This is a genomic window from Candidatus Nanopelagicales bacterium (assembly GCA_018003655.1).
In the GTDB taxonomy this organism is placed as follows: Bacteria; Actinomycetota; Actinomycetes; order S36-B12; family UBA10799; genus JAGNDY01.
In genome coordinates this window covers 1-22577 of the sequence record JAGNDY010000031.1, presented here as the reverse complement: position 1 = coordinate 22577, position 22577 = coordinate 1, and the positions used below count along the sequence as shown (strand labels likewise).

At 62.7% G+C, this 22577-nt stretch carries 20 protein-coding genes; 8 read left to right on the top strand and 12 right to left on the bottom strand.

Annotated features, from left to right (window positions below):
- Window positions 1-615 (top strand): hypothetical protein (locus KAZ48_06190; protein ID MBP7972371.1); only part of this gene is annotated, 615 nt, incomplete at its 5' end.
- Window positions 616-663: 48 nt separating this feature from the next.
- On the opposite strand, the gene KAZ48_06185 is transcribed toward KAZ48_06190, so the two are convergent.
- The 3 genes from KAZ48_06185 to KAZ48_06175 form a co-directional block, all read right to left on the bottom strand.
- Window positions 664-1674, bottom strand: a complete 1011-nt coding sequence (locus KAZ48_06185) for a hypothetical protein (GenBank protein MBP7972370.1) — start codon at window positions 1672-1674, stop codon at window positions 664-666.
- A gap of 102 nt (window positions 1675-1776) precedes the next feature.
- A complete protein-coding gene (sulP, locus tag KAZ48_06180) occupies window positions 1777-3492 on the bottom strand; it encodes a sulfate permease (GenBank protein ID MBP7972369.1) in 1716 nt (571 codons plus the stop codon).
- A complete protein-coding gene (locus KAZ48_06175; protein MBP7972368.1) occupies window positions 3489-4310 on the bottom strand; it encodes a WHG domain-containing protein in 822 nt (273 codons plus the stop codon). Before KAZ48_06175 ends, sulP begins: the two co-directional genes overlap by 4 nt.
- Window positions 4311-4573: 263 nt before the next feature.
- On the opposite strand from KAZ48_06175, the gene KAZ48_06170 reads away from it, so the two are divergent.
- Complete coding sequence (locus tag KAZ48_06170; GenBank protein MBP7972367.1) at window positions 4574-5512, top strand: NAD-dependent epimerase/dehydratase family protein; 939 nt, start codon at window positions 4574-4576, stop codon at window positions 5510-5512.
- Between the two features lie 54 nt (window positions 5513-5566).
- On the opposite strand, the gene KAZ48_06165 is transcribed toward KAZ48_06170, so the two are convergent.
- The 5 genes from KAZ48_06165 to KAZ48_06145 form a co-directional block, all read right to left on the bottom strand.
- Window positions 5567-5989, bottom strand: a complete 423-nt coding sequence (locus tag KAZ48_06165) for a nuclear transport factor 2 family protein (protein MBP7972366.1) — start codon at window positions 5987-5989, stop codon at window positions 5567-5569.
- A gap of 99 nt (window positions 5990-6088) precedes the next feature.
- Window positions 6089-7732: an NHL repeat-containing protein gene (locus KAZ48_06160; protein MBP7972365.1), complete on the bottom strand. Its 1644-nt coding sequence runs from the start codon at window positions 7730-7732 to the stop codon at window positions 6089-6091.
- 135 nt (window positions 7733-7867) lie between these two features.
- Window positions 7868-9535, bottom strand: coding sequence for a hypothetical protein (locus tag KAZ48_06155; protein MBP7972364.1), 1668 nt, complete (start codon window positions 9533-9535; stop codon window positions 7868-7870).
- Between the two features lie 9 nt (window positions 9536-9544).
- The gene (locus KAZ48_06150) at window positions 9545-10480 is read right to left on the bottom strand and encodes an SDR family oxidoreductase (protein MBP7972363.1); all 936 of its coding nucleotides are present in this window, start codon (window positions 10478-10480) and stop codon (window positions 9545-9547) included.
- Complete coding sequence (locus tag KAZ48_06145; protein MBP7972362.1) at window positions 10480-11223, bottom strand: glycosyltransferase family 2 protein; 744 nt, start codon at window positions 11221-11223, stop codon at window positions 10480-10482. The genes KAZ48_06150 and KAZ48_06145 overlap by 1 nt, the downstream gene beginning before the upstream one ends.
- A gap of 182 nt (window positions 11224-11405) precedes the next feature.
- Here KAZ48_06145 and KAZ48_06140 point away from each other — a divergent pair, with 182 nt between their 5' ends.
- Both KAZ48_06140 and KAZ48_06135 read left to right on the top strand, forming a co-directional pair.
- Window positions 11406-12611, top strand: coding sequence for an acyltransferase (locus KAZ48_06140; GenBank protein ID MBP7972361.1), 1206 nt, complete (start codon window positions 11406-11408; stop codon window positions 12609-12611).
- Between the two features lie 55 nt (window positions 12612-12666).
- Window positions 12667-13410, top strand: coding sequence for an SDR family oxidoreductase (locus tag KAZ48_06135; GenBank protein ID MBP7972360.1), 744 nt, complete (start codon window positions 12667-12669; stop codon window positions 13408-13410).
- Window positions 13411-13453: 43 nt separating this feature from the next.
- Here the strand turns inward: KAZ48_06135 and KAZ48_06130 are convergent, their stop codons facing one another.
- From KAZ48_06130 to KAZ48_06120, 3 genes are all read right to left on the bottom strand, one after another.
- Window positions 13454-14272, bottom strand: a complete 819-nt coding sequence (locus KAZ48_06130) for an alpha/beta fold hydrolase (GenBank protein ID MBP7972359.1) — start codon at window positions 14270-14272, stop codon at window positions 13454-13456.
- Between the two features lie 70 nt (window positions 14273-14342).
- Window positions 14343-16040 (bottom strand): PAS domain S-box protein, encoded by a 1698-nt coding sequence (locus KAZ48_06125; GenBank protein MBP7972358.1) that lies wholly within the window; start codon window positions 16038-16040, stop codon window positions 14343-14345.
- A 107-nt stretch (window positions 16041-16147) separates the two neighbouring features.
- Window positions 16148-16624 (bottom strand): universal stress protein, encoded by a 477-nt coding sequence (locus KAZ48_06120; protein ID MBP7972357.1) that lies wholly within the window; start codon window positions 16622-16624, stop codon window positions 16148-16150.
- 166 nt (window positions 16625-16790) lie between these two features.
- Between KAZ48_06120 and KAZ48_06115 the strand changes: the two genes are divergently transcribed.
- Window positions 16791-18086, top strand: coding sequence for an erythromycin esterase family protein (locus KAZ48_06115; GenBank protein ID MBP7972356.1), 1296 nt, complete (start codon window positions 16791-16793; stop codon window positions 18084-18086).
- Window positions 18087-18127: 41 nt separating this feature from the next.
- Window positions 18128-18967, top strand: coding sequence for a glycoside hydrolase family 25 protein (locus tag KAZ48_06110; protein ID MBP7972355.1), 840 nt, complete (start codon window positions 18128-18130; stop codon window positions 18965-18967).
- Between the two features lie 42 nt (window positions 18968-19009).
- Here the strand turns inward: KAZ48_06110 and KAZ48_06105 are convergent, their stop codons facing one another.
- Entirely contained in the window at window positions 19010-20617 is a 1608-nt protein-coding gene (locus tag KAZ48_06105) for a YfcC family protein (GenBank protein MBP7972354.1), read from the bottom strand.
- A 171-nt stretch (window positions 20618-20788) separates the two neighbouring features.
- On the opposite strand from KAZ48_06105, the gene KAZ48_06100 reads away from it, so the two are divergent.
- Both KAZ48_06100 and KAZ48_06095 read left to right on the top strand, forming a co-directional pair.
- On the top strand, window positions 20789-22273 hold the full coding sequence (locus KAZ48_06100; protein MBP7972353.1) for an NAD(P)-binding domain-containing protein: 1485 nt from the start codon (window positions 20789-20791) through the stop codon (window positions 22271-22273).
- A partial coding sequence (locus tag KAZ48_06095; GenBank protein ID MBP7972352.1) for an alpha/beta fold hydrolase occupies window positions 22270-22577 on the top strand: 308 nt, incomplete at its 3' end. The genes KAZ48_06100 and KAZ48_06095, both read left to right, overlap by 4 nt.

The following is a 22577-nucleotide window of genomic DNA, read 5'->3' as shown; positions in this document are numbered from 1 at the left end:
TCACCCCACTGCGCGGGTTCGGACGGGCTTGCCACGTTCGCCCGGCAACAGGGCTTCGCTGGCATCCTCGGCATTGGTCTGATGAAAGCGCCGGTCTACAGCCCGCTTGTGCAGTTGGAAGGCGGACCGGCCCGAAGCTTCGGGATTCGAATCAATCCGTCCCAGACGTCAGCAAGGTTGGCGTTCAATGTCTCCCCGACCGCGCCAACCGGTGCGTATCCGTTACCGCCTTCGCAGGATGGTCCACTGCCGAACGGCTTGCCAGCGTGGGACAGCAACTCGGCGGCCGCATGCTGGTCCTTCGGCACTGCGGCTCCGGCCTGCGCACCAACCTCGTTTGACACCGGATCGCCTCGGGTACTCGCATCCACACGCATTCCGGGGGCACCTGGTGAGGGCTCTGCCCCGGGTGGAACCCGGTTGACGATGTTCACGTCGTCCGGTGCGAACCCGGTCTGGTCGCTGTCCGCGGGCACAACGCCTGGGCGCGATCAGGTGGTGGTAGGAAAGATCAACGCAGGCAATGCAGTGAACACCGGGCTACCCCTGTTCACCAGTCGCTCGGTCACCTTCGACATCGCTGGCGGCCAAGTGCTGGTGTCCGACCCTGGGTGAGTGGCGCCCTGTTGCAAGAGCACAGCAAACCACTGCAAGAGCGCAGCGTCAGCTGGATTCGATGAGGCGGTCAAGGTCGCCATGAACTTCCAAACCCGCGCACACCCCAACGTCCTCCATCAGCACTTTGCCTCGACGGTCGGTCAGGCGTACTCGGACCGTCGCGTCCAGCGTTTCCTCGACTCGTCGGTGCATTTCGGTTCGAATGGGAGCGTGGAGTAGGCCACCTGCCGGTCGATCCGCCTCGAGTGTCAGATGCAGCCCGGCGCGATTGGTCAGCGTCCACCGAACGTGTTCGTCATCGATCGTCAGCGTGCGGGTCTTGGCACCGGTATGGGTCGCGAATTTGATCAGCCGGCCACGGTGATGAAGTCCGACGATGAAGCCGCGGAACTCGTTGCCTCGCCATGGAATCAGCGCAATTGAGGCCGACAACGAGGTACCTACCGTCGAGAAATGGTTGGTTTGCATCCAGACGTATCCCGCGGGAAACCCCTGGCCCCAGTCCTTTTCGATGTAACCGCGACCACCCGAGAAGTCCATCGCAGTGCGTTCGGCGACAAGTTCGCCGGCCAGACCGTGATCGAACGAGCAGAGCCCGTGGTAGCACTCCATCGTCGGAACCCAGCCGTACCAACCCATGATCCCGGGAGAGGTCACAGTCACTGGCCACGGCACAAACGGATCGGGGAACGACACTGCCCCGCGCAAGCTCGGCAGGTCGAGTTCGATGCCGGACTCGGTGAAGCGATTCGCGCCGATCGTGATGTCAAAACGATCGGTGGCGGCACTGAAATCAGCGCGGTCGAATTGGTGGTACCAACTCTGACCGGTGGCGCCATTGAGTACCTGGATGAAGACGTCGGGCTCGCCCTGCGGGTCGAGGAAGATCCCGGGGATCACCGCCCAACGATGCGTGCGGTCAGCACTGATGAGCTTGACGTACCAACCCTCGAAGAAGGAGTCAGTCACCCGCTCACCGTGGAAGCCGTCGGGGTGCATCGTGCTGGTGATGTGTCTGGTGACGGCGTCGCGAGCCGAACCGAAGGGAAGGATCATCAAGGACTCCTTCCGTTCGATTTTTGCCGGGGTTCGGTCTGGCTTGTTTCTGGACTTGTCGGTTCGGCATCAGCATGCGGTGATGCCGGTGCGACCTCAAGGCTATCCGAGCGGTCCGCCGTGGTCAGATCGCCAATCTCGGAAGCCTTGCAGTGCGGTGGGCATCGTCGGAAAGATGTGATCGACTCCGATCGCTTCAACCAGGCCAAATGAGTCGAGGTCCTGCAACAGTTCGTGTTTGACGCGGGCCAGGGCCACCACGATGCCTTCGTCGGTGAGCTCCCGTCGGACGGCCTCCATGGCGTCCAATCCGGTGATATCAACCTCGACGTTTGCTTCCATATTCAACAGGAACCAATAGACCGGTTTGTCGACACCGTCCACTGCCTCCATCACCTTGCGGTGGAAGTCCTCCGCGTTGGCAAAGAACAGTGGTGAGTCGTACCGGAAGACAACGAGGCCGGGTTCGGTCACAACGCTAGGGAAATCGCCCACGTCGTGCATGCCTGCCAGACCTTCGACGGTGCCGAGCACAGCGCTGTGCGGGCGGGCTACCCGGAACAACATGTCAGCGACCGACAGTGCCACGGCGAGGATGACACCGTTGAGGATTCCGAAGACCAGCACACCGGCCAACGCCGCCAGCGCGAGCAGCAGCTCCGCGATCCGGAAGTTGGCGATTCGACGGAACCCAGCCAGATCGATAAGTCGGAGCGCGGCGAAAACGACGATCGCACCAAGTGCCGCCGTCGGGAAGTTCCCAAGCACTGGCCCGAGGAACAGCAACGTAGCGACGACCACTGCGCCGGCGACCAACGAGTAGATCTGCGAGTTTGTGCCAGCAGCCTGTCCGATTGCTGTCCGACTCGCACTGGAACTCACCGGGAACCCCTGCACGATTCCAGCGCCGACGTTGCTCACGCCCAAGGCGAGGAGTTCCTGGTTCGCGTCAACCGGGTCATGTTCGGGAGACACGAAGGCTCGGGCGGTCAACATGTTGTCGGTGTAGCCGACGAGCACCACGCCGAATGCCGGCAGGACGACCAGCCAGATGTCGTGCAGGTTGGGCATTACCAGGTTAGGCAGGCCGCTGGGCACGCTACCGACAACCTTGATGCCGACGTCTTGTAAGCCGAAGAAAAACGTGACCGCCGTCGCGAGCAGCACAGCAAGCAACGGGATCGGCAGTCGCGGCAAGAAGTGCTGTCCGACGAGGAGGAACGTCAGCATGCCTGCCGCCAGAACGACTGTTGGGGTGTGGACCGCTGAGATGTTCTCAATGAATGACCGGATCTGGTCAACGAAGTTGTCACCCGTGACTGCGACACCGGTCAACTTGTCCAATTGCCCAGCGATCATGATGACGGCAATACCGGCCATGTAGCCGACGAGGATCGGTAGCGACAACAAGTCCGCGATGAAGCCGAGCTTTACCAACCAAAAGAGCAAGCAGATCAGTCCGGTCGCCAGCGCCAATGCGCTCGCGAGCAGCGCGTACCGTCCCGGGTCGCCGTAGGCGATCGGTCCGATCGCGGCAGCCGTCATCAACGCGGTGGTCGACTCCGGGCCCACCGACATCAACCGCGACGTTCCAAGGAACGCGTACAAGACCATGGCGGGCAGGATCGCCCAGAGACCAGCGACCGGATCCAGTCCAGCGATGGTCGCGTAGGCCATCACCTGTGGAATCAAGTAGGCCGCGACGGTGAACCCGCCGATGATGTCGCCCCGCAACCATTTGCGTTGGTAGCCGGTGAGCACTCGCACGCCGGGCGCTCGGGGTTGCGGCTTCCACCACGGCTGGACGTCGGTGCTCATTGCTCCAGACCAACCTGACTCAGCCAGCTGTCGATCAGCGCGTCGAAGTACGCGCTGCGGGCGGCCTTCCCTTCTTTGACCACGTTGTGCAACTGACCGCTGAGTTCGAACGAGATCGTGCCGAACAGGCCAGAGAACATGTTGAGGGCGGCCACTACTTGGGCGTCACTGATCGCGGCGGACAGTCGCGCCCGCATGGGAGCGACTGCGGCCACGACGGCTGCGGGTAGCGGGTCGCGAACGGGACGGCCAGTCACACTGAGTTGGCGTTCGAGGGCGGTCGGCGAGTCAGCCGTGACGTCCTTGCTCGGTGACTCTGCGGCGCCCCGGACCTCGTCCTCCAGCCTCGTCGCAGCAGAGCCACCGGCTGCCTCGGCGAGCAGCGTCAGCAGCAGCGTTGCTACTCGAGTTGCGGGCGCGATTGTGTCCGTTGGCGCCTTGTAGCCCGGAACGGGCGAGCCATAGATCAGGAAGTACTCGTGTTCGTTGTCGAGCGCCCAGCTACGCACCGCGCGACAGATCGCCCGGAAGCGTCCGGCGATGTCCGAACGCGGAACCTTCTTCTCGGCGCGCTCCACAAATGCCCCGAGCGAGTCATACGCATCGATGATGAGCACCGTGAGGAGTTCGTCACGGCTCGGAAAATACCGATATACCGCCGAGGACGACATCCCCAGTTGCCGAGCGATTGCCCGCAGCGAAATCGCCGATGCGCCTCGCTCTGCCAACTGCGCCCGAGCCGCCTGCAGGATGGCTTCGGTGATCCGTTCGCGATTGGCGGCGCGAATCGACCCTGCCGTCCCACCAGTGCTCACCATCAACGAGCCACCTTCCCTGCCGGGGAGATCTGCCTGCGCGTTCCGCGCCGCACGTCCAAGCCGCCTGTCCACCTTCCGGTCATTGTCTGCCAATCATTGCGCCCCAACTCATCGAAGCAAACCTTGCGGATCCGATTATCACGCAACAGGAGAGCGCCGGCAACAAATGCGAGCACCGCTCTTGACAATTATCGCGAGCGGTGCGATGTTATGTGAGCACCGCTCTCTCTTTGGGTGACGGAATCGATCAGAAGGTGATGAAGATGAGTAAGCACGTAATCGTTGGGGCAGGACCGATCGGAACGGCAACGGCGGAACTCCTCGCCGCTGCCGGTCATGCAGTCACCGTGGTGACACGCTCAGGGACGGGCCCCCGGGTCGAGTCTGTGAACCGGACGGCCGCGGATGCCGCCGATACCGGGCAGCTGATTGAGCTGACCCGAGACGCAGTCGCCCTCTACAACTGCGCTAACCCGCCGTATACGTCTTGGCCGCAAGATTGGCCGCCATTGGCCAAGTCCCTGACTGAAACTGCGGCAGCGACTGGTGCGGTACTGGTCACCTGCTCCAACTTGTACGGCTACGGCCCAGTGGACGGTCCGATAACCGTCGACCTGCCACTGTCGGCGACTGGCACCAAGTCACAGATCCGCGCCCGGATGTGGCACGACGCCCTGGCACTGCACCAGGCCGGCACGATCCGCGCAACGGAAGCGCGCGGGTCGGACTACCTGGGAGCAGGTGCCCAAAGCCACCTCGGCGACCGGGTCGTCCCCCGACTGTTGGCCGGAAAAGGAGTGCGGGTCATTGGCAGCCCTGACCAACCTCACTCCTGGACCTACACGCGCGACATGGCTCGCACTCTGGTTGAGATCGGCTCCAACGAGAAAGCGTGGGGCCGAGCCTGGCATGTCCCCACGAACCCGCCACTGACGCAGCGCGATGCAATTGCGGCCATGGCTGCAGCGCTCGGCGTCCGGATGGTGCCGGTGAAGGGAATGTCGAGCGGGGTGCTGGCTGCCGCCGGACTGTTCTCGCCCATGGTCCGGGAGCTCAAGGAGACTTACTACCAATTCAACGAACCATTCGTCATCGATGACTCAGTGACGCGCACGGAGCTCGGCATCGAGCCAACTCCATGGGCCGAGGTGTTGGCCGACCACCTTGCGCCCTTCCAGGTCAACGAATCGACCAGGGCGTAGCCAAACATCGGTGGCAGGTCATCCCGTGAACCAAATGGGGGACGACAGTCGGCCCTACCGAAGTGCCTCAAGCATCGCGGCCATCTTCTGACCGACCAGATTGATCGCCTTCATGGGCCGCAGCATCACCTTGAAGTCGACGATCTGGCCAGCTTCATTGAAGCGAATCATGTCAACTCCGTTGACCGTGATCCCATCGACGACGGTTTCGAATTCGAGCACCGCGTTGGGCCCATCGACAACCTCACGCACGTAGGTGAAGGAGTCATTGCCCAGGACGTGCATCGCGCCGGTCAGGTACATCGTGGTGAGGCCCTTGCCGACCTGCGGCGTGTGCACGATGGGGGAAGTGAAAACCACATCGTCGGAGAGCAGGTCATCGAGTTGGACGGGGTCGCGGCTCTTGACGACCGCGTGCCACTGAGCGAGGCCTGCCGTGGTGCCCGGATTCGGTTCAGACGCGTTGTGATCTGCCATGTTCTGACTCTAGCCCCGCGCTGACCGGAGGTACCCCAGCCCGGGGCAGAGGATCACGGCATCCACGAGGTTCGACTGAAATTGTGAGTCTTCGTCGCCCTAGACCCTGAACTTTTTGGTCTTGGTGTAGGCCTTGTAGCCGCCAGTGGCTGGAGCAGACCAAACAAGTGCGAGTTTCAGCTTGTACCCGAAAGTCCTGATTCTGAGGCTGCCCTTCCGGCAGTACCGCGCCTGGTCGCCGTAGCTTGTTTCAGTGGTTCTTGTGATCTTGCCGTTGCTCTTCTTGCAGAAGAACTCGTAGTAGCGAAGGTCGCCACGGGTGGCGACACGTGGGGTGGCTCTGACGGCGCGCACGCCGACCTTCTGGCCAGCGTTTGTGCGACAGCCGGGCTTCATCAACGTCTTGGTGCCTCGCCTGGGGATCGATCTTGCGGTGGCGCCTGGGGTGACGCACCGATTCAACGGGGTCTGCGCTTTCCTCCTAACGGTCAGAGCGACCCTGTCCGACGGCCTGCTTCCGAAGGGGTAGGCGATGGTCAAGGCGCCGCTCACCGGCGCGGCCTTGGTCGGGCTCCAAGTGAGCTTCACGGTGCAGGTTCCGCTTTCCGCGGCGATCGCGACGCCGGTTGAACAGGTCCCTGGATTGCCGCTGGTGACCGAAATGCCTTTCCCGGTTGCGGTGATCGCACTGGGCGTGACGGCCGCCGTTCCGGTGTTGGTCACGGTGACCGTCACATTCGAGTGGGAACCGGAGGGCACGGCTTTGAAGAGGACGGGGGCAGGGGTGAACGCCAGTGGGCCGGGGATGCCGAAGACCGAAACTGCGCCGGGAGAGGAGGCGTTGTTTGCGACATACAGGTAGCCAGTTACCTGGTTGAACGCCATCAGCGCAGGCGTGGTCAGACCGGTCAAGGTCTTGCTGGGGTTCGCGGTAGTGGATCCACGATCGAAAACCGACACGGTGGTGCCGGTTTGGTTGGCCCCGAGATTCCCAACGTAAACATTGCCGCCGGCGTCGAAGGCGATCCCGGCGGGGCCATCCAATCCGGTGAGGGTTTTGCTCGGGTTGGGCGTGGTGCTGCCCGGGTCAAACACTTGCACGGTGGTGCCATCGGTTGGCGGGCTCAAGGGGTTACCGAGGTTGCCGACGAACACATGACCGGTGGAATCGATCGCGACGCCAGCGACCCCGGGCTCACCGAGCGTCACAGTCAGTGTCTTGGAGAGGTTGGGTGCCGATGCACCAGGATCAATCACCCAGACATTTGTCCCAGGCGAGAAACTCGAGTCGATCAGTTGTGCGGCGTATAGATGGTCAGTGGAATCGAAAGCGATTCCCGCGACATGGTCCACGCCTGTGATCGTCCTCGCGGGATTCACTCGATCCACACTGAGGTCAAACACCTGGATGAATCCGCCGCCGGGGTTCGGATCAAGGTTCGCCACGAACAAGTCTCCGGCCGAATCAAACGCCAGGCCCTCGGGATAGGACAGACTTGCCGGACTACCGACTTCTTTAGCCGCGTTGGGCGTTGTCGAGCCAGGTTCAAAGACCGAGACCGTACCCAGATCGAGGTTGGTCACATAGACATCGCCATTGGGTGCGACGGCCACTCCCGTTGGCGTGCTGAGTCCGTGTAGCTCCTTCGCAACATCCGGGGTGGGGTTCACAGCGTGGCTGGTCACGGGAGCGACGATGGACAACACCGCCGCGACCATGACAACGGTGACTGAAAAAGACATTCCTCGCCACATGCGCAACACGAATTCAGGCTAGTACCAGATCGGCCCGCTGTCTCTCCGACGGACTCCGTCTCGAATTGCCGCAGCACGGGCAACCTGGCGAAACCACGATCCCGCTGACAGCTGGTGCCGGTTCTACTGCGACAGGTAGGCGCTGAACTCTGCGGGGCTAAGCCAGGAACGGCCGGCCAGGTCGAGCCCGCAGGCGCTGTCCAGCAGCCCGTAACGCTTGCCCCATTCCTCGGCATTCTGCTTGTACTCAGGGCGGCCCACGTACCTCATGTTCCAACCCGCGGGAAAGCCTGGATAACCGTTCCAGGTGGGTAGTCGCACTTCCTGCGAGACAAAGACCGCCTGGGTCGTTGCGGCGAGAAACCCCGAGCGGCCCTGCGGTGGCTCGAGGGTGCTGGTCAGCAAGAAGGATCTGCACTCGGCCGGGGGTGTCGGCAGTGCCTGCAACTGCTGCAACATTGACACCTCGACCCGCTGCTCCGTCGTTGTATTGATCTGTTCGGCAACCAACAGCACGAGCATCACTGAAGTGAGGACAGCGATCGGAACTGTGATCCTCGGTCGACGTTGCCACCAGACCGCGAACAGCAGTGCGATACCCAGTGCCAGCACCATCGACGCCATGACGTCCACCCGGCCGATCGCCCTGAGCGCAGAACCACCGGGCAGCTTGTAGACGGTGTCTGCCCACGGGAAGAACGACCCGTACTTGATCGGCGACACCCAAAGCACGAATCCGGCGATCAGACAGGCGATACCGAGGTAGCCCCACGTTGAGAGTTGGCGCAAGCGCCACAGACCCCAGACCAACAGCACGAAACTGAGCACGAGTAGCAGCGGTGTTGGCGCCATCGGCGCCTCGCCATAGCCGTCGTGGATGGTGTCGACGCCAAACAACGGCCCCCACAAGACGTTGCCGGCACCGACATTGAACAAGCCCTTGATTCCGAATGCCTGCTCCTCCAGCACCGAAACCGGCCGTGCCAAACCCAAGGCGATGATCGGTCCGTAGGTATAGATGAACAGACCCATCGACAGGACGAATCCGACGATCAGTCCGGGCGCGACGCGCAGGTAGGGCAGCAGGCCGCGCTTACCGTTGGGGCCGATCAAGATCAGCACCGCCAGAACAGGCAGCACGATTCCGACGGTCATCAAGGCAAAGAAACCGACGTAGAACGCTGAGTAGGTCGCGAGGCCGAGCAGCAGCCCCGCAGCGATCCCGACCAGCCACTGGGTCCATCTCGACTTCCCTCGGTACGCGATGAGCGCCAACAGGGCGACCACCGGTAGCAGCTGGAAGGCGACTAGCTGGGGATGCTTCGACGCGATGTAGATGCCGTTGCCGAACAGCGCCACAACCGAGATCGTGATTGCTAGAAACCACGGCATCCGGGGGCCGACCCGCAGCAGTGCAACGGCACACCCATAGCCCACCAGCGTGAAGACGATCAATGTGATCTGCAACCACATGATCGAGTTGACGCCGATCAGCTTGAGCGGGAACTCAAGGAGACCGTTGAGGAAGAACGTGTCTGAGTACCCCAGGGTGTTCGGTGTGGGGTAGAAGGTTCCAAGGTCGTTCCACGAGCGACCGGAAGTGCCAAGCAGCGGCCAGTGCCGCGAGATAGCGAGCGTGAGTACGCCATCGGCGGGCTCACCCTGGAGTCGGGCGAACCCCGTGAAGAAGAAGTCGCGGTACAGATAGAGGGTGGCCACGATTCCGCTCGCAGCCGCGCCAACAACCCACCAGCGATCGGTGGCGGTGGTGGAAGTGGAATCAGTAGGCATGGATCAGGCTCAGCGACTGAACCACTCGATGGTCTCTTTGAGACCCTCGGCCAATTCCACCTTCGGCTCCCACCCGAGGATTTCCTCGGCCTTGGTGATCACCGGCTTGCGTTGGGTCGGATCGTCGGAGGGTAGGGGCAGGTACTCGATGGTCGACGAGGAGCCTGTCAGCCGCAGTACCTGCTCAGCGAGTTGGTTCATGGTGAACTCGTTCGGGTTGCCCAAGTTGATTGGTCCAGTCACATCGCTGGGGGCGGCCATCATCCGGACGAACCCGTCGATCAGGTCATCGACGTAGCAGAACGACCGCGTTTGAGTTCCATCGCCGTAGATCGTCAGCGGCTTGCCGGCCAGGGCGGACACGATGAAGTTGGAGACCACCCGTCCGTCCTGCGGATGCATTCTCGGACCGTAGGTATTGAAGATCCGCACCACTTTGATGTCCAGGCTGTGCTGGCGCCGGTAGTCAAAGAACAGCGTCTCGGCCGCACGCTTGCCTTCGTCGTAGCAGGAGCGCAACCCGATGGGATTCACGTTGCCCCAGTAGCTCTCCGGCTGCGGGTGAACATGCGGATCGCCGTACACCTCAGACGTCGATGCCTGCAAAATCTTGGCTTTGGTCCGCTTCGACAAACCCAGCATGTTGATTGCACCGATGACGCTTACCTTGGTGGTCTGGACGGGGTCGCGCTGATAGTGGACTGGTGACGCCGGGCACGCGAGGTTGTAGATCTCATCGACCTCGACGTAGAGCGGAAATGTCACGTCATGACGCATGAGTTCAAAGCGTGGGTGGTCGAGGAGATGCTCAACGTTGCTACGGGTTGAGGAGTAGAAGTTGTCGACGCACAGCACCTCGTTGCCAGCCTCGAGCAGTCGATCACACAAATGTGACCCGAGGAAACCCGATCCGCCGGTGACCAGAGTTCGGGTTGCCTCACCGATCACTTCGCCGAGACCTTCGATGCACGTTCGGACGCGCGACGCTGCTTGCGTTTTGCTATCCCGGACTGGGTACGGATTCGACCCAGAATCCAGATCGCCTCAACCCCGTCCTTCCAGGTGATCTTCTTGCCTTCCTCGCGGCTGCGCGCTTGGTAGCTGATGGGCACCTCGTAGGGACGAATCCCCTGCGCCAGCAGTTTGCCGGTAATCTCAGCCTCCATGCCAAAGCCCTCGGATTCGATCTCCAGGGAGCGGTACAGGTCGGTCGGCATCAACTTCATGCAGGTCTCAAGGTCACCGATGTACGAGTTGAACAACACGTTCGCGGCGGTAGTGACCCCACGGTTACCCATTACGTACCAGAACGAGTAGGACGAGTGGCTGCCAAACGATCGGTTGCCATACACGACCTGTGCCTCACCGGCGATAACCGGCGCCAACAAGTCCGGGATCTCTTCGGGCCGGTACTCCAGATCCGCGTCGCAGGGCACCAGGAAGTCACCCGAGGCAGCCGCGACAGCGGTGCGGATCGCACCACCCTTTCCACGGTTGTGTGGATGCCGAAGCAAGGTGATGTCATCGCCGTCCAGCGCGTCCAGAATTGCCGCAGTGCCGTCGGTGCTCGCATCGTCGACGATCACGAGTTCGACCTCGCAAGGGAATGCCACCTTGCGGACCCGATCAATCATCGTCTGGACTGTGTCGGCCTCGTTGTAGACCGGCATCAAGATGGAGAGCTTCATAGTTCCTCAAGGCTGTTAGAGGGATCGTGAATCGGAGCGCATTTGGCAGGGGCGGATCCGCTGTCCCCACGTGGCGAGGGTACCCCAGGGATTCGGAGTCAACTGCCAGATCACGACACGCGGCGCCCAGGATTCGGGGTCAGAACCAGGTCCTGTCCGCAGTCGAACTAACCTCGTCAGGAATGACAACGTCAGTCCAGGTCGGCACAGCCACCGAGGTGGCCCCTGCCGCAGGCCGCAAACCGAGCCCGCTCGATGGCCTGCGAGCGATCCTGGTGTTGCTCGTCATCGCCGGTCACTTGGAGATCACCGGGTTGCTCGCTGGCGGCCAGGGCCGTGCTATCGCGTTCTTCGCCCTCTCTGGCTTCCTGGTAACGGCCGTGCTGCTCAAGCGGCATGACTCGGCCGGTCGAATCAGCCTCACCGATTTCTACAGTTCCCGGGTCGCCCGGTTCGTTCCCACCTTGCTCGTCGTGACGGGGCTGAGCATCCTGAGTTCAGCCGCGGCAACCAAGGGATGGTGGAAGGCCGACTCTGTCGCTCTCGTAGACATGCTGGCCGCGCTTCCGCGACTGTGGTCGCAGACCATCAATGTCGAACTCATCCACGGGGTTGACCCACCGTACGAACTCGTTCCAAGTTGGTCGCTCGGATTGGAGTGGCAGTTCTACCTCATCTGGCCGGTGGTATTCGCCGTCGTGATGGCAACGGTGGGCCGCCGCGCGTTGGGCTGGCTGGCGCTCGCCGCCGCGATCACCGGGTTCGCATGGTCGGCCTACCTGGCGCTGGCCCTCGGCCCGGAACTGTCCCGGGTCTCCTACGGTTCTGACACCCGCGGCGCGGCGATCCTGCTCGGCTGCGCTGGCGCTGTGGCGATCTCCAACCAAGCGCTGCGGTCATGGCTCAAACGGCGTTCGCGCCCAATCATCATCACCACGACAATCGCAACAGCGTTGATGTTCTCTCGGGTGCCGTTCGACTCCGGTCCGTATATGACTCGCTGGGGTCAGGTCGTGGTCGCGTCGGCCGTCTGCCTGCTCACGGCCGCACTTTGGGTCAATCCACGCGCCGGCCGCGCCCTGACGCTCGCGCCGCTGGTGTGGATCGGTCAGCGGTCGCTGGGGATCTTCCTCATCCACGTGCCCATCATGCAATTACTGGGTGGTCACGGGGATCTACGACGCAGTGTCGCGATCGTCGCCACGACGCTCACCATTGCCGGATTCACCTATCGGTTCCTGGACGTCCCCTTGACCAATAGCGTCAAACAACTCGTGGCGTCGATCCCGCGGCGGCGAACATTGACCCTGCCGACAGCGGTACCGGCGGCGGTGCCGAGCCTGGTCCGCGGCGAGTGCCAAGTCCAGCGGGCGGGCGCGCAGGCCTGAGCCCATCCCGTCGGTTTACATTGAGCGCAACGACCCCGCCCACGATTGGATCACCATGCAGGATTCGGTTCAGGTTGTCTTCGGTGCCACTGGCGCAAGCGGTGCGGCGTTGTGTACGCGGCTGGCGGCTGGCGGGGCGCAGGTCATCGCCGTCGGGCGCGACGAGCAGAAGCTGTCGGAACTGGGATCAACTGGAGTTGTCGCCCGGACGGTGCTCGCCGATTGCACCGAGTTCGGATCAGTGGAGGCTGCCGTCAGCGAGACCGTCGCTGACTTCGGCCGCATCGACGGCGTTGCCAACATGGTCGGTTCGCTGCTGCTGAAACCGGCTCACACCACGAGCGCCGAGGATTGGCAGAGAGTCATCGAGGTCAACCTCACCAGTGCTTTTGCAGTTCTCCGCGCGGCCGCCAAGGTCATGAGTCGGGCTGAACAAGGGGGTGCCGTCGTGCTTGTCTCGTCGGCGGCGGCCAGAACCGGTCTGGCCAATCACGATGCCATCGCGGCGGCCAAAGCCGGTGTCATTGGGCTGACCCTGTCCGCAGCTTCGACCTACGGTCCGCGCGGTGTTCGGGTGAATGCCGTTGCCCCTGGATTGGTCGAGACTCCGATGACCGAGCGAATCTGGTCGTCTGCTGCATCGCTGGCGGCGTCGGTCGGAATGCATGCGCTTGGCAAGATCGGCCAACCCGACGACGTGGCCGCCGCGATCTACTTCCTGCTCGACCCAGCCAACGGCTGGATTACCGGTCAGGTGCTGGGCGTTGACGGTGGTTTGGGAACGGTACGGGCACGCTGATCGGCGCCCGGCGGTTCCGGGTATCCCCCAACATCAAGCAGGCTCAGGCCACGCCCGCAGTTGCCTTGATGATCTCAACTGTTCGCTCGGGTTGATCCCACATCGGAACGTGCGCGCAATGATCGAGCACGATCCATCCGGCGTGCTCCGGTGGCGCCGACCGGCGCTGCCTGCCCGGCGGAAGCAGCGTGTCCTGAACTCCCCACACGACGGTCACCGGAATATCCGGTCCGATCTCCTCGGAACGGGTGAACAGGTGGTTCAGCAACGCATCGTGGCTTGGGTAGAAGCCGCGCGCATCGCGCATGGCTTCAGCGGCATCAACCAGCACGCTGAGGTCCAGGCTCCCGAAGTCCGCCGTAGCGTCCTTCATGATGATTGAACGCAGTGCCGGGGTCTTGGCAACCAAACCGGTTGCGGGCGCCAACGCCGGCCCGAGCAACCGCGACAGGCGTCTGCGCAAGACGAGCTCATCGCTGCGGCTCGTCCAGGGTTCGATCTCCAAACCCGCCGAACACAGTCCGGTCACCGATGCCGCCCATCCGTTCGCGGCAATCTCAAGGCCGACCCAACCGCCCATCGAATTGCCCGCTACGTGGACCGACCCACCAAACTCATCGATCAACGGCTTGACCGCTTGCGCGTGCTCAGCTGGCGAGAATTCCTTGGGTGCCGGCGACGGCCAATCGGATTCACCGTGACCGGGCAGATCGACGGCAATGGTTGTGAAGTCCTGGGCCAGCTCCGCGGCCACCGGGTGCCAAACGGCTCGAGAACTACCCAACCCGTGGATCAGCAGCAGCGGGGGACCAGCACCAGTGACGGTCGCGACCAGCCCATGGCGGTGAATCGTTCGAGTCACGAGGATGCATCCAATCGACGGCGACAGGTCTTCGAGCAACCGTAGCGGCGTCGGGCGAGCACCGGGGTAGCTAGCGCTGAGTTGGCAGCCCCGACGGATTCGAGATGTCGGCCCGCGCGCGCATCGGTTCGCCGTCGAGCACGACCCGATCTCGACCAGCGCCCTTGGCGCGGTATAGGGCGCGATCGGCGGTGGCCATCATGACGTCGATGTCTTCACTGCGATCTCCCACCCAAATCCCGATGCTGAGAGTCGCGAGGATGGGCTCCACCACGCCTTCGACCTCGACCCCCGGTTTGACCGCTGCGCGAATCTTCTCGGCAGTGAGTACAGCGTCCTCCGGTTGGTCCACGCCGTAGAGCAGCACGACAAACTCGTCTCCACCCAGGCGACCGAGCACGTCGTCTGAGCGAAGGGTGGATCTGATCCGTTCAGCAATGGCAACGAGCACGGTGTCGCCTGCTCTGTGGCCCAATGAGTCATTGATGGTCTTGAACTGGTCGACATCGCAGAACAACACTGCAATCTGGTTACCCGTCCGGGCGTCCCTGCCCAGGTGGCGGTCAATTTCCGTCATGAACTCGTTGCGGTTGAGCAGTCCCGTGAGCTGGTCATGTCCGGCTCGGTAAATGAGTTGCGATTTAACCCGCCGCGCCTCAGTGATGTCTTGGTATTGCGACACGTAGAACAGCGGTATCCCATCCTCGTCGCGCAGCAGACTCGTCGAGTGGGTGATCCACAGTGGCTCGCCGTTCGGTCGCAGTAACTCAACCTCCCGGGTGCTGTTGTCCGCCCCGCCAGCGAGCAAACGATCGCGGAGCATGAGGTCGAGTTCGGAATCCTCCGGACTCATCAAATCCCCGACGGTTCGCTCGAGGAGCCACTCGCGATCACGTCCGAGCATCCGACATAGCGCGTCATTAACGGTGGTGAATTGGCGACCGAGGTTGACCAGCGCCATGCCTTGGGGAGCACCGTCGAGAGCCAGCCGGAACTTCCGTTCACTGCGGCTCAGTGCCTCCTGGGCGAGCACTTGGTCGTGGACATCACGCAACCCCACGACGAAGCCCATGACCTGACCGCTCGGATCCTTGACCGGGCGCGCCTGGGTGGACATCCAGCGGAAGGTCCCGTCCGCGCAGCGGTATCGGCCCTGATGATGCGTAACGGTTCGGCCGTGCGCGACCTGTGCCCGCCGTCGGAGAACTTCGTCGTGATCCGGCAGATCGACGAACTCCAACGACTGATGGCCGACCATCTGGTTGGGCTTCCAACCAAGGACGGACTCGACCGACGGGGATACCCACCGGATGACGCCCTCGATGTTGCTCTGCCACACCAGGTCAGCGGCGTTTTCGGCGAGCAACCGGTACTTCTCCCGCGACGCGGCCAAGTCCTGGCGGGCTTGGACCTCAGTTTCGATATCGCGCCAGCCCCACGTGCGGCCGACCGGATTGCCGTCCTCGTCGCACAGTTGCTTGCCCATCGCCGACACCCAGCGATACGACCCATCCGATCGTCGGATGCGCACCTCTTGGGTCACCCGCTCACCGGCGGACAGCTTCGCGCGGGTCTCGCGGCCGACGGCCTGATCATCGTCGTGCATGAACGTGACGGCCTCGTGACCGATCAAATCCTGCGGTCGCCAACCGAGCAGGTCCTCCACCGACGGCGATACCCAGGCGAACGTTCCGTCGGGGTTTACCAGCGAGACAACGTCGGTGGCGTTTTCAGCGAGCACTCGGTAGAGGTCAATCGAATCGGGCACGTTCGACACCTCCAGAATGCGACGGCCGGTGTAAGGCAGGCTTGCACGAGATCAAGATCCACGCAAGGTCGTTTCGGCAGGCCCCCCTGCCCGGTGGTGCGCCTACGTCAACCGCGGATCACCACGACCGGGCACTGGGCGTGCAGGAAGCACTGCTCACTGACCGAGCCCACCAGCATCTGCGCGAACCCGCCGAGACCCCGATGACCGACCACCAACAACTCTGCATCGTCATCGGCGCATACCCGCAGGAGGCTCGCGGCGGGATTGCCCTCGACGGTGCTGATCCGCAAACCGTCGGGGCGGTGTGGCAACGCTTGCCCAACCGTGTCGCGCAACTCCAGCAGCACCGACGCGCCCCAGTGACTCGTGCCCCATTTGGGTAGGGACGAGCGGGTTGGCGGCGGGATACCAATACCGAAGGGCGACTGCCAGACGCGCACGGCGTGGATCACGCAGTCGCGCACCTCGGCCTGTTCAACGGCCCACCACAGAGCCAGGATGCTCGGCTCAGATCCATCTACGCCCACCACCACCGTTCCGCGACGTTGCACTTCCTCAACGTCGATGCCCTGGCCAGTCATCGTTCTCACCTCGCCGTCACGTTCGTCTCAACCCGGCAGTTCCAGCCTGCCAAGCCTGACTGGCTCGGCGGAAGGGTCTTTAGTCGCAAGTGAGGTCCAAAGACCCTTGTTCCGGAGTGCGTGCCAGCGCGAGAATGAAGGGCATCTACCTTGAGGAGGTGCCGGGATGACAACTCAATCCTTGGTCGCCAGCAAGCTGCCCGGACTGCGAGAGCTCAGCGGTGCCGCAGATGACTATGACGACCTACTTGATCAAATCGGTGACGCGCGCGTCGTGCTACTCGGTGGAAGCTCACACGGCACACACGAGTTCCAGCGAGAGCGCGCGCGAATCACCCAGCGGCTGATCGACGAGCGGGGCTTCACCGCGATTGGCCTGGTTGCCGACTGGCCCGACACCTACCGCTTGGGTCGCTACGCGCTGGGCCAGACGCACGATCAAAGTGCCACTGAGGCCCTCGACGGATTCGCTCGGTTCCCCAACTGGTTGTGGCGCAACGCCGACATGGCGGCATTCACCGAATGGCTACGGGCACGCAATGATTCACAATCCTCGCCCGCCACCAAGGCCACCTTCTACAGCCTGGACCTGTTCAACGCGCATCGCTCGATGGCAGATGTGCTCTCGTATCTGGGCGACGTGGACTCGAAGGCCGCGACCGCTGCCCGATCACGGTACGGGTGCTGCGACCACGCCGGTGGAGTGCCAGAGCAGTACGGCAAAGCCGTGGCATTTCAACTCAACGTTGCCTGCGAGAACGAGATCGTCGCTCAACTGAAGGCCAGCCAGAACATGATGGCCACAGCAATCATGAATGACGAGTGGGATTCGGTGAGCAAGCACTTCTATGCCGAACGCAGCGCGCAGATCAAGGAACAGGCAGAGCAGTATTACCGGCAGATCTACCTGGGCGGTGTAGCCGCGTGGAATCTGCGCGACCAGCAGATGAGCGAGACCCTCACCGCCTTGGTCGAGTTCCTTGACCAACGTCTCGGTGAGACGAAGGTCGTCGTGTGGGGGCACAACTCCCACGTGGGAGACGCCCGCGCAACCGCACTCGGCGCGACGGGCCAACTGTCCATCGGTCAATTCGTGCGGGACGCCTGGCCGAACAACAGCGTCCGGGTTGGGTTCACCACCTACGAGGGGACGGTCACCGCTGCCAACGAGTGGGGCGGTTCGATGCGACAGATGAGCGTGCTGCCAGGGTTGGCCGACGGCTACGAGGCGACCTTCCACGATTTACCCCAGGAAAACTTCATCATCGACCTGCGGGCCGCTGATTGGCTACCCGAGGTAGCCCCACAACGTGGAATTGGTGTCGTCTACTGGCCGGAGACCGAACAGCAGAGCCACTGGTTCGACGCACACCTACGCGACCAATTCGATGCGGTGATCCATCTCGACACCACCCGTGCGGTCGAACCTTTGGACCACTCCGTGACGTGGGATCTTGACTGATTGGTGCCGGTCACTGCAAATGAGTGGCTAGTATCGGGTGAATGTTTGCTATGCCCCCCGCCCCGCCGATCTCGATGGTGGCCAAATCTCCAGCGCCTGCCGGGCGAAGTCTGCCAGCGACGACGCGCGGCATCCCGAACCTCGGCCTGCCGGAGAAGGTGTACGGCCCCGACGTGTCGATTTGGACGGGTTGGGTCAACTGGCAGTCCGTCGTAGCGCCTCAGTTGCGCGGCGACGGCACCACCAAGCCGATCGTCCGTTTCGGTTTCACGAAGGCCACGCAGGGCCGGTACGTCGATCGCACCCTGGCGAGCAACTGGCGCGGGATGAGGCAAGCCGGTCTCATTCGCGGTGCTTACGACTTTGCCGATTTCCGGAAGAATCCGGTTCGGGATGCCCGCTTCTACGTCCAAACGATGAAGCGAGTCGGCGGCATCAGAGCCAAAGGTGACTTTGTCGTTCTGGATGCCGAGGGCCCGACGCGAGCCAGCAAGACTCGAACCGTTCGCTGGATCCGCAAGTGGACGAAAGAGGTTCGCCGCCTGACCCACCTGCCAAAGCAGCGCGTCGTGATCTACACCGGTGGCTGGTGGTGGGGGCCGCACACCGGCAACACTCGGGTATTTGCCAAGAAGGGCTACCGGCTTTGGCTTTCCGGCTACGGAAGGCAACCGTCGTTGCCCGGCTGGCAGTGGTCGTGGTGGCAGTACACGAGCACCGCGAAGTTCAGTGGTATCCGCGGCGGTGCCGACTCCTCGGTCTGGCGCGGAACGCAGAACTCCCTGCGGGTGGCCGCCGGACTGAAGCCACTGGCGACAACGCCCACCCCACCACCCGCACCGACCGAGCCGCCAACACCTCCTTCGGCCCCAGCGTCGTAGTTACGGTTCGGACCGAGGACTCAGTCGACCGAACCGATCGGGCTACTCCAACGAGGCAGCAATGGCCAGGACGACTGCTGCGGTAGCGAAGAGCATCAGCAGCAAGGGCCAGACGAATCTGAGGTACTTGTCGTAGCCGACCTTTGCGATTGCTAAGCCGCCGACCAGCACCACGCTGGTTGGCGAGAACAACAAGGTCAAGCCGTGACCCATGATCCAGGCCGTAATCGTCGTGTCGCGGGTGACTCCGGCAAAGTCTGCCAAGGGTGACAGCAGCGGCATGGCCAGCGCACCGTGGCCTGAACTGGACGGGATGAGCACCGCCAACGGAATGTTGATCAGAATGGTCATGACAGCAAATGCGCCAGCCGAGACTCCGCTGACTAGCTGCTCCATCGAGTTCAGAATCGTGTCCAACGTTTGCGTGTTGGTCATGATCACCGAGACACCACCGGCCAACAGCACCACCATCGCCGGACCCATCATGTCCGCCGCCCCGGCCGCAACCAGGCGAACGATCTCCTTCTCGTTCATGCGCGCAACTAACCCAACGACGAGTGACGCCACCAGGAACAACATCGCGAGTTGTGGGAACCACCAGTTGAGTTCAAACCAATAGGGCTGCGCGCCAGCAACCTCGTGTGCGTATTCGTAGTTGGCCGGGCCAGTGGTCGAACCGAAGATGCTCGACCATGGGATCACCGAGAAGATCATCAAGCCGAATGCAAAGCCCGTGATGATCAATACCCATTTCTGGGTGCGGCTGAGAGATGTTTCGGTCTCGGCCGAAACATCGTCGGACGCAGCGTCGGTGGCGGACTCATCGTCTGAGTCGGGCTCTTCCCATCCGACCAACGATGCTTCGGGGTTCTTGCGAACCTTCGCTGCGTAACGCAACACCCAGCCGATCGCCAGCGCAGTCAACAGGACCCAGAGGATCAACCGCAAGACAATGCCGTCACCGATTGATGTCCCGGCCTCGCCGGCGGCAACGCCGATCGAGAACGGGTTGACAGTCGCCCCCATGACCCCGACCAGGGCACCGATGATGATCATCGCGGCCGTCACGAGCCGGTCGTAACCCAGTGCGGTCATCAGCGGAATGAACAGTGCGTAGAAGCCCAGCGTCTCGACCGAGAAGCCCATGGTCGAGCCCAGCAACGAGAACAGCACCATGACCGCCGCAATCAGCAACCATCCCTTGCTCCGCAACCGGTGCGCCAGACTGCCGACGGCGACTTCGAGAGCCTTCGTCGCAAAGCTCACCGAGATGAACGCACCAATCGCCATGATGAAGACGATGATGCCGATCTGACCGAACATGCGCCCGACCGTCTCGGTGTCGACTACTCCGGTCTCGCCATTGAGCAGGCCGTAGATGCCGTTGATCGGTGCCAGGAATAGCTGCTGCACCATCGCACCGAAGCCGTAGGGTGACGGGACTTCCTGAAACGTCCCGGGAATCGGCGAACCATCTGCCGAGGTGGCATATTTTCCGGACGGCAAGAACAGGGCCGCTACCCACACCAACACCGTGACAAGGACCAGCGTCGTGACCGCGCTGGGGAATTGGAACTTGCGCTTGTGCTGGATCTTGGGAGGATCCGCCTCGACCTCGCCGATCGACCCCGGCGTGGTGGTTCCACTCATGACGAGCCCCCTCGCATATTCAAGCTGACGGCTGGGTTGGACCGTCTGGGATTCGACTAGTGATCGGAGCGATCATCGATCCCACCGGAACGGTAGCGCCGTGGACGACCGTTCGCCACACGATTGGTTGCCGAATGCGAAGGTCCTGCTCGGGCGGCGTAGCGTTGCCCCATGACGGCAACGGACAACCAGTCTCCAACGGAAACAATCCCTGACTCCCCCGCCAGCGAGACCGAAGCGAACGATCCGGTCGGCGTGGAACAGGCCACCCCCGAGCAACGGCACGACATCCTCGATCGAGGTACCGCGGTCGCCGTGATCGGCGCCGGACCCCACGGGCTGTCCGCTCTCAAAGCCCTCTTGCAACTCGGCATTCCGGCCGACGGATTCGAGCGGGCCGACGGAGTCGGTGGTAACTGGAACTTCGGTGCCCCGACCTCGCGCGTGTACGAGTCCGTGCACTTGATCTCAAGCAAGCCATTCACGCAGTTCCCGGACTTCCCGATGCCGGACTCCTACCCGGATTACCCAAACCACCGGCAGGTCAAGGCGTACTTCGACAGCTATGCCGATCACTTCGGCCTGCGCGAGCGAATCTCCTTTGGCACGTCGGTGGTCAGCCTCGTCCCCGCGGAGGGAGCGGAACTGTCCAGCACTGGCGAGCGCCGCTGGGACCTGACGGTCGAAACCCGCGACGGAACGCTGCGGACCCTGCGCTACGACGCGGTGGTCGTCGCCAACGGTCACAACTGGAACCCGAAAATGCCCCAGTACTCCGGTCTGGACGGCTTCGGCGGCGAGATCTTGCACTCGGCCGACTACAAGAGCGCCGATCAGATTCGCGGCAAGCGAGTTCTAGTTGTGGGTGCCGGCAACACTGGCTGCGACATTGCCGTCGAGTGCGCCCAGAACGCCGCGGCCACCTTCCACTCCACCCGCCGCGGGTACTACTACAACCCCAAGTACGCGCTCGGGCGACCGTCGGATCAAGTCGCCGATTCCCTGTTGGCGATGCGCCTTCCGTTGCCGGTGCGACGGGTGGTGTTCAAGGCAAGCTTGCGCGCGACGGTCGGCGACCTGGAGGCCTTCGGGTTACGCAAACCGGACCATGCCTTCTTTGAAACGCACCCGATCGTCAACCAGCAGCTTGTCTACTACGTCGGCCAAGGCGACATCGTGCCCAAACCTGACGTCGACCACTTCGATGAGACCGGCGCGGTGTTCGCCGACGGGAGTCGGGTCGACGTGGACGCGGTCGTGTTCGCGACCGGCTACCTGGTGACGTTCCCGTTCCTTGATGACTTGACCGCGCTCGACGCCCAAGACGGTCGACCCCGGTTGGCATTGCAGATGGCATCGCCGACCAACGAGAACCTGTGGCTCAGCGGGCTAATCCAACCGGACTCCGGACAGTGGGCGATCGCGCATTGGCAGGGGGTGGCGATTGCGTCATTCCTCGCGCTGGCGCGAACCAACCCGAAGCGAGCGCGTGCCCTTCATGACGAGCTCAACTCGACGCGAGGCAGGCGCTTCACAGCCGGCACCGAATACAAAGACTCGACGCGCCATTACTACGAGATTGCCCACCAGGAATACCTCGGGGCGATCCAGGAACTACTGGATTCCATCGGACCAGTCGAGGTGGTGTCGTCATGAGTCAGCGTGCGCCCAAGGTGCTGCGGCCGTGGGAATGGTCCTACCCGAGCAAGCCCGTCCATCTGGAGATCCTCGCCAACGAGGTGTCCGATTCAACCAAGCCGCCGCTGCTCTTTGTGCACGGCCTCAGTCATGGTGCGTGGTGCTACCAGGAACACTGGATGGCAGCAGCGGCCAAGCGCGGGTACTCCAGCTATGCCCTGTCGCTACGGGGTCACGGTGGATCCGGTGGCGCCCAGCAACTGAAACGCACGCGACTTCGTGACTACGTGCACGACGTGTTGCAAGCGATCGCGACACTTCC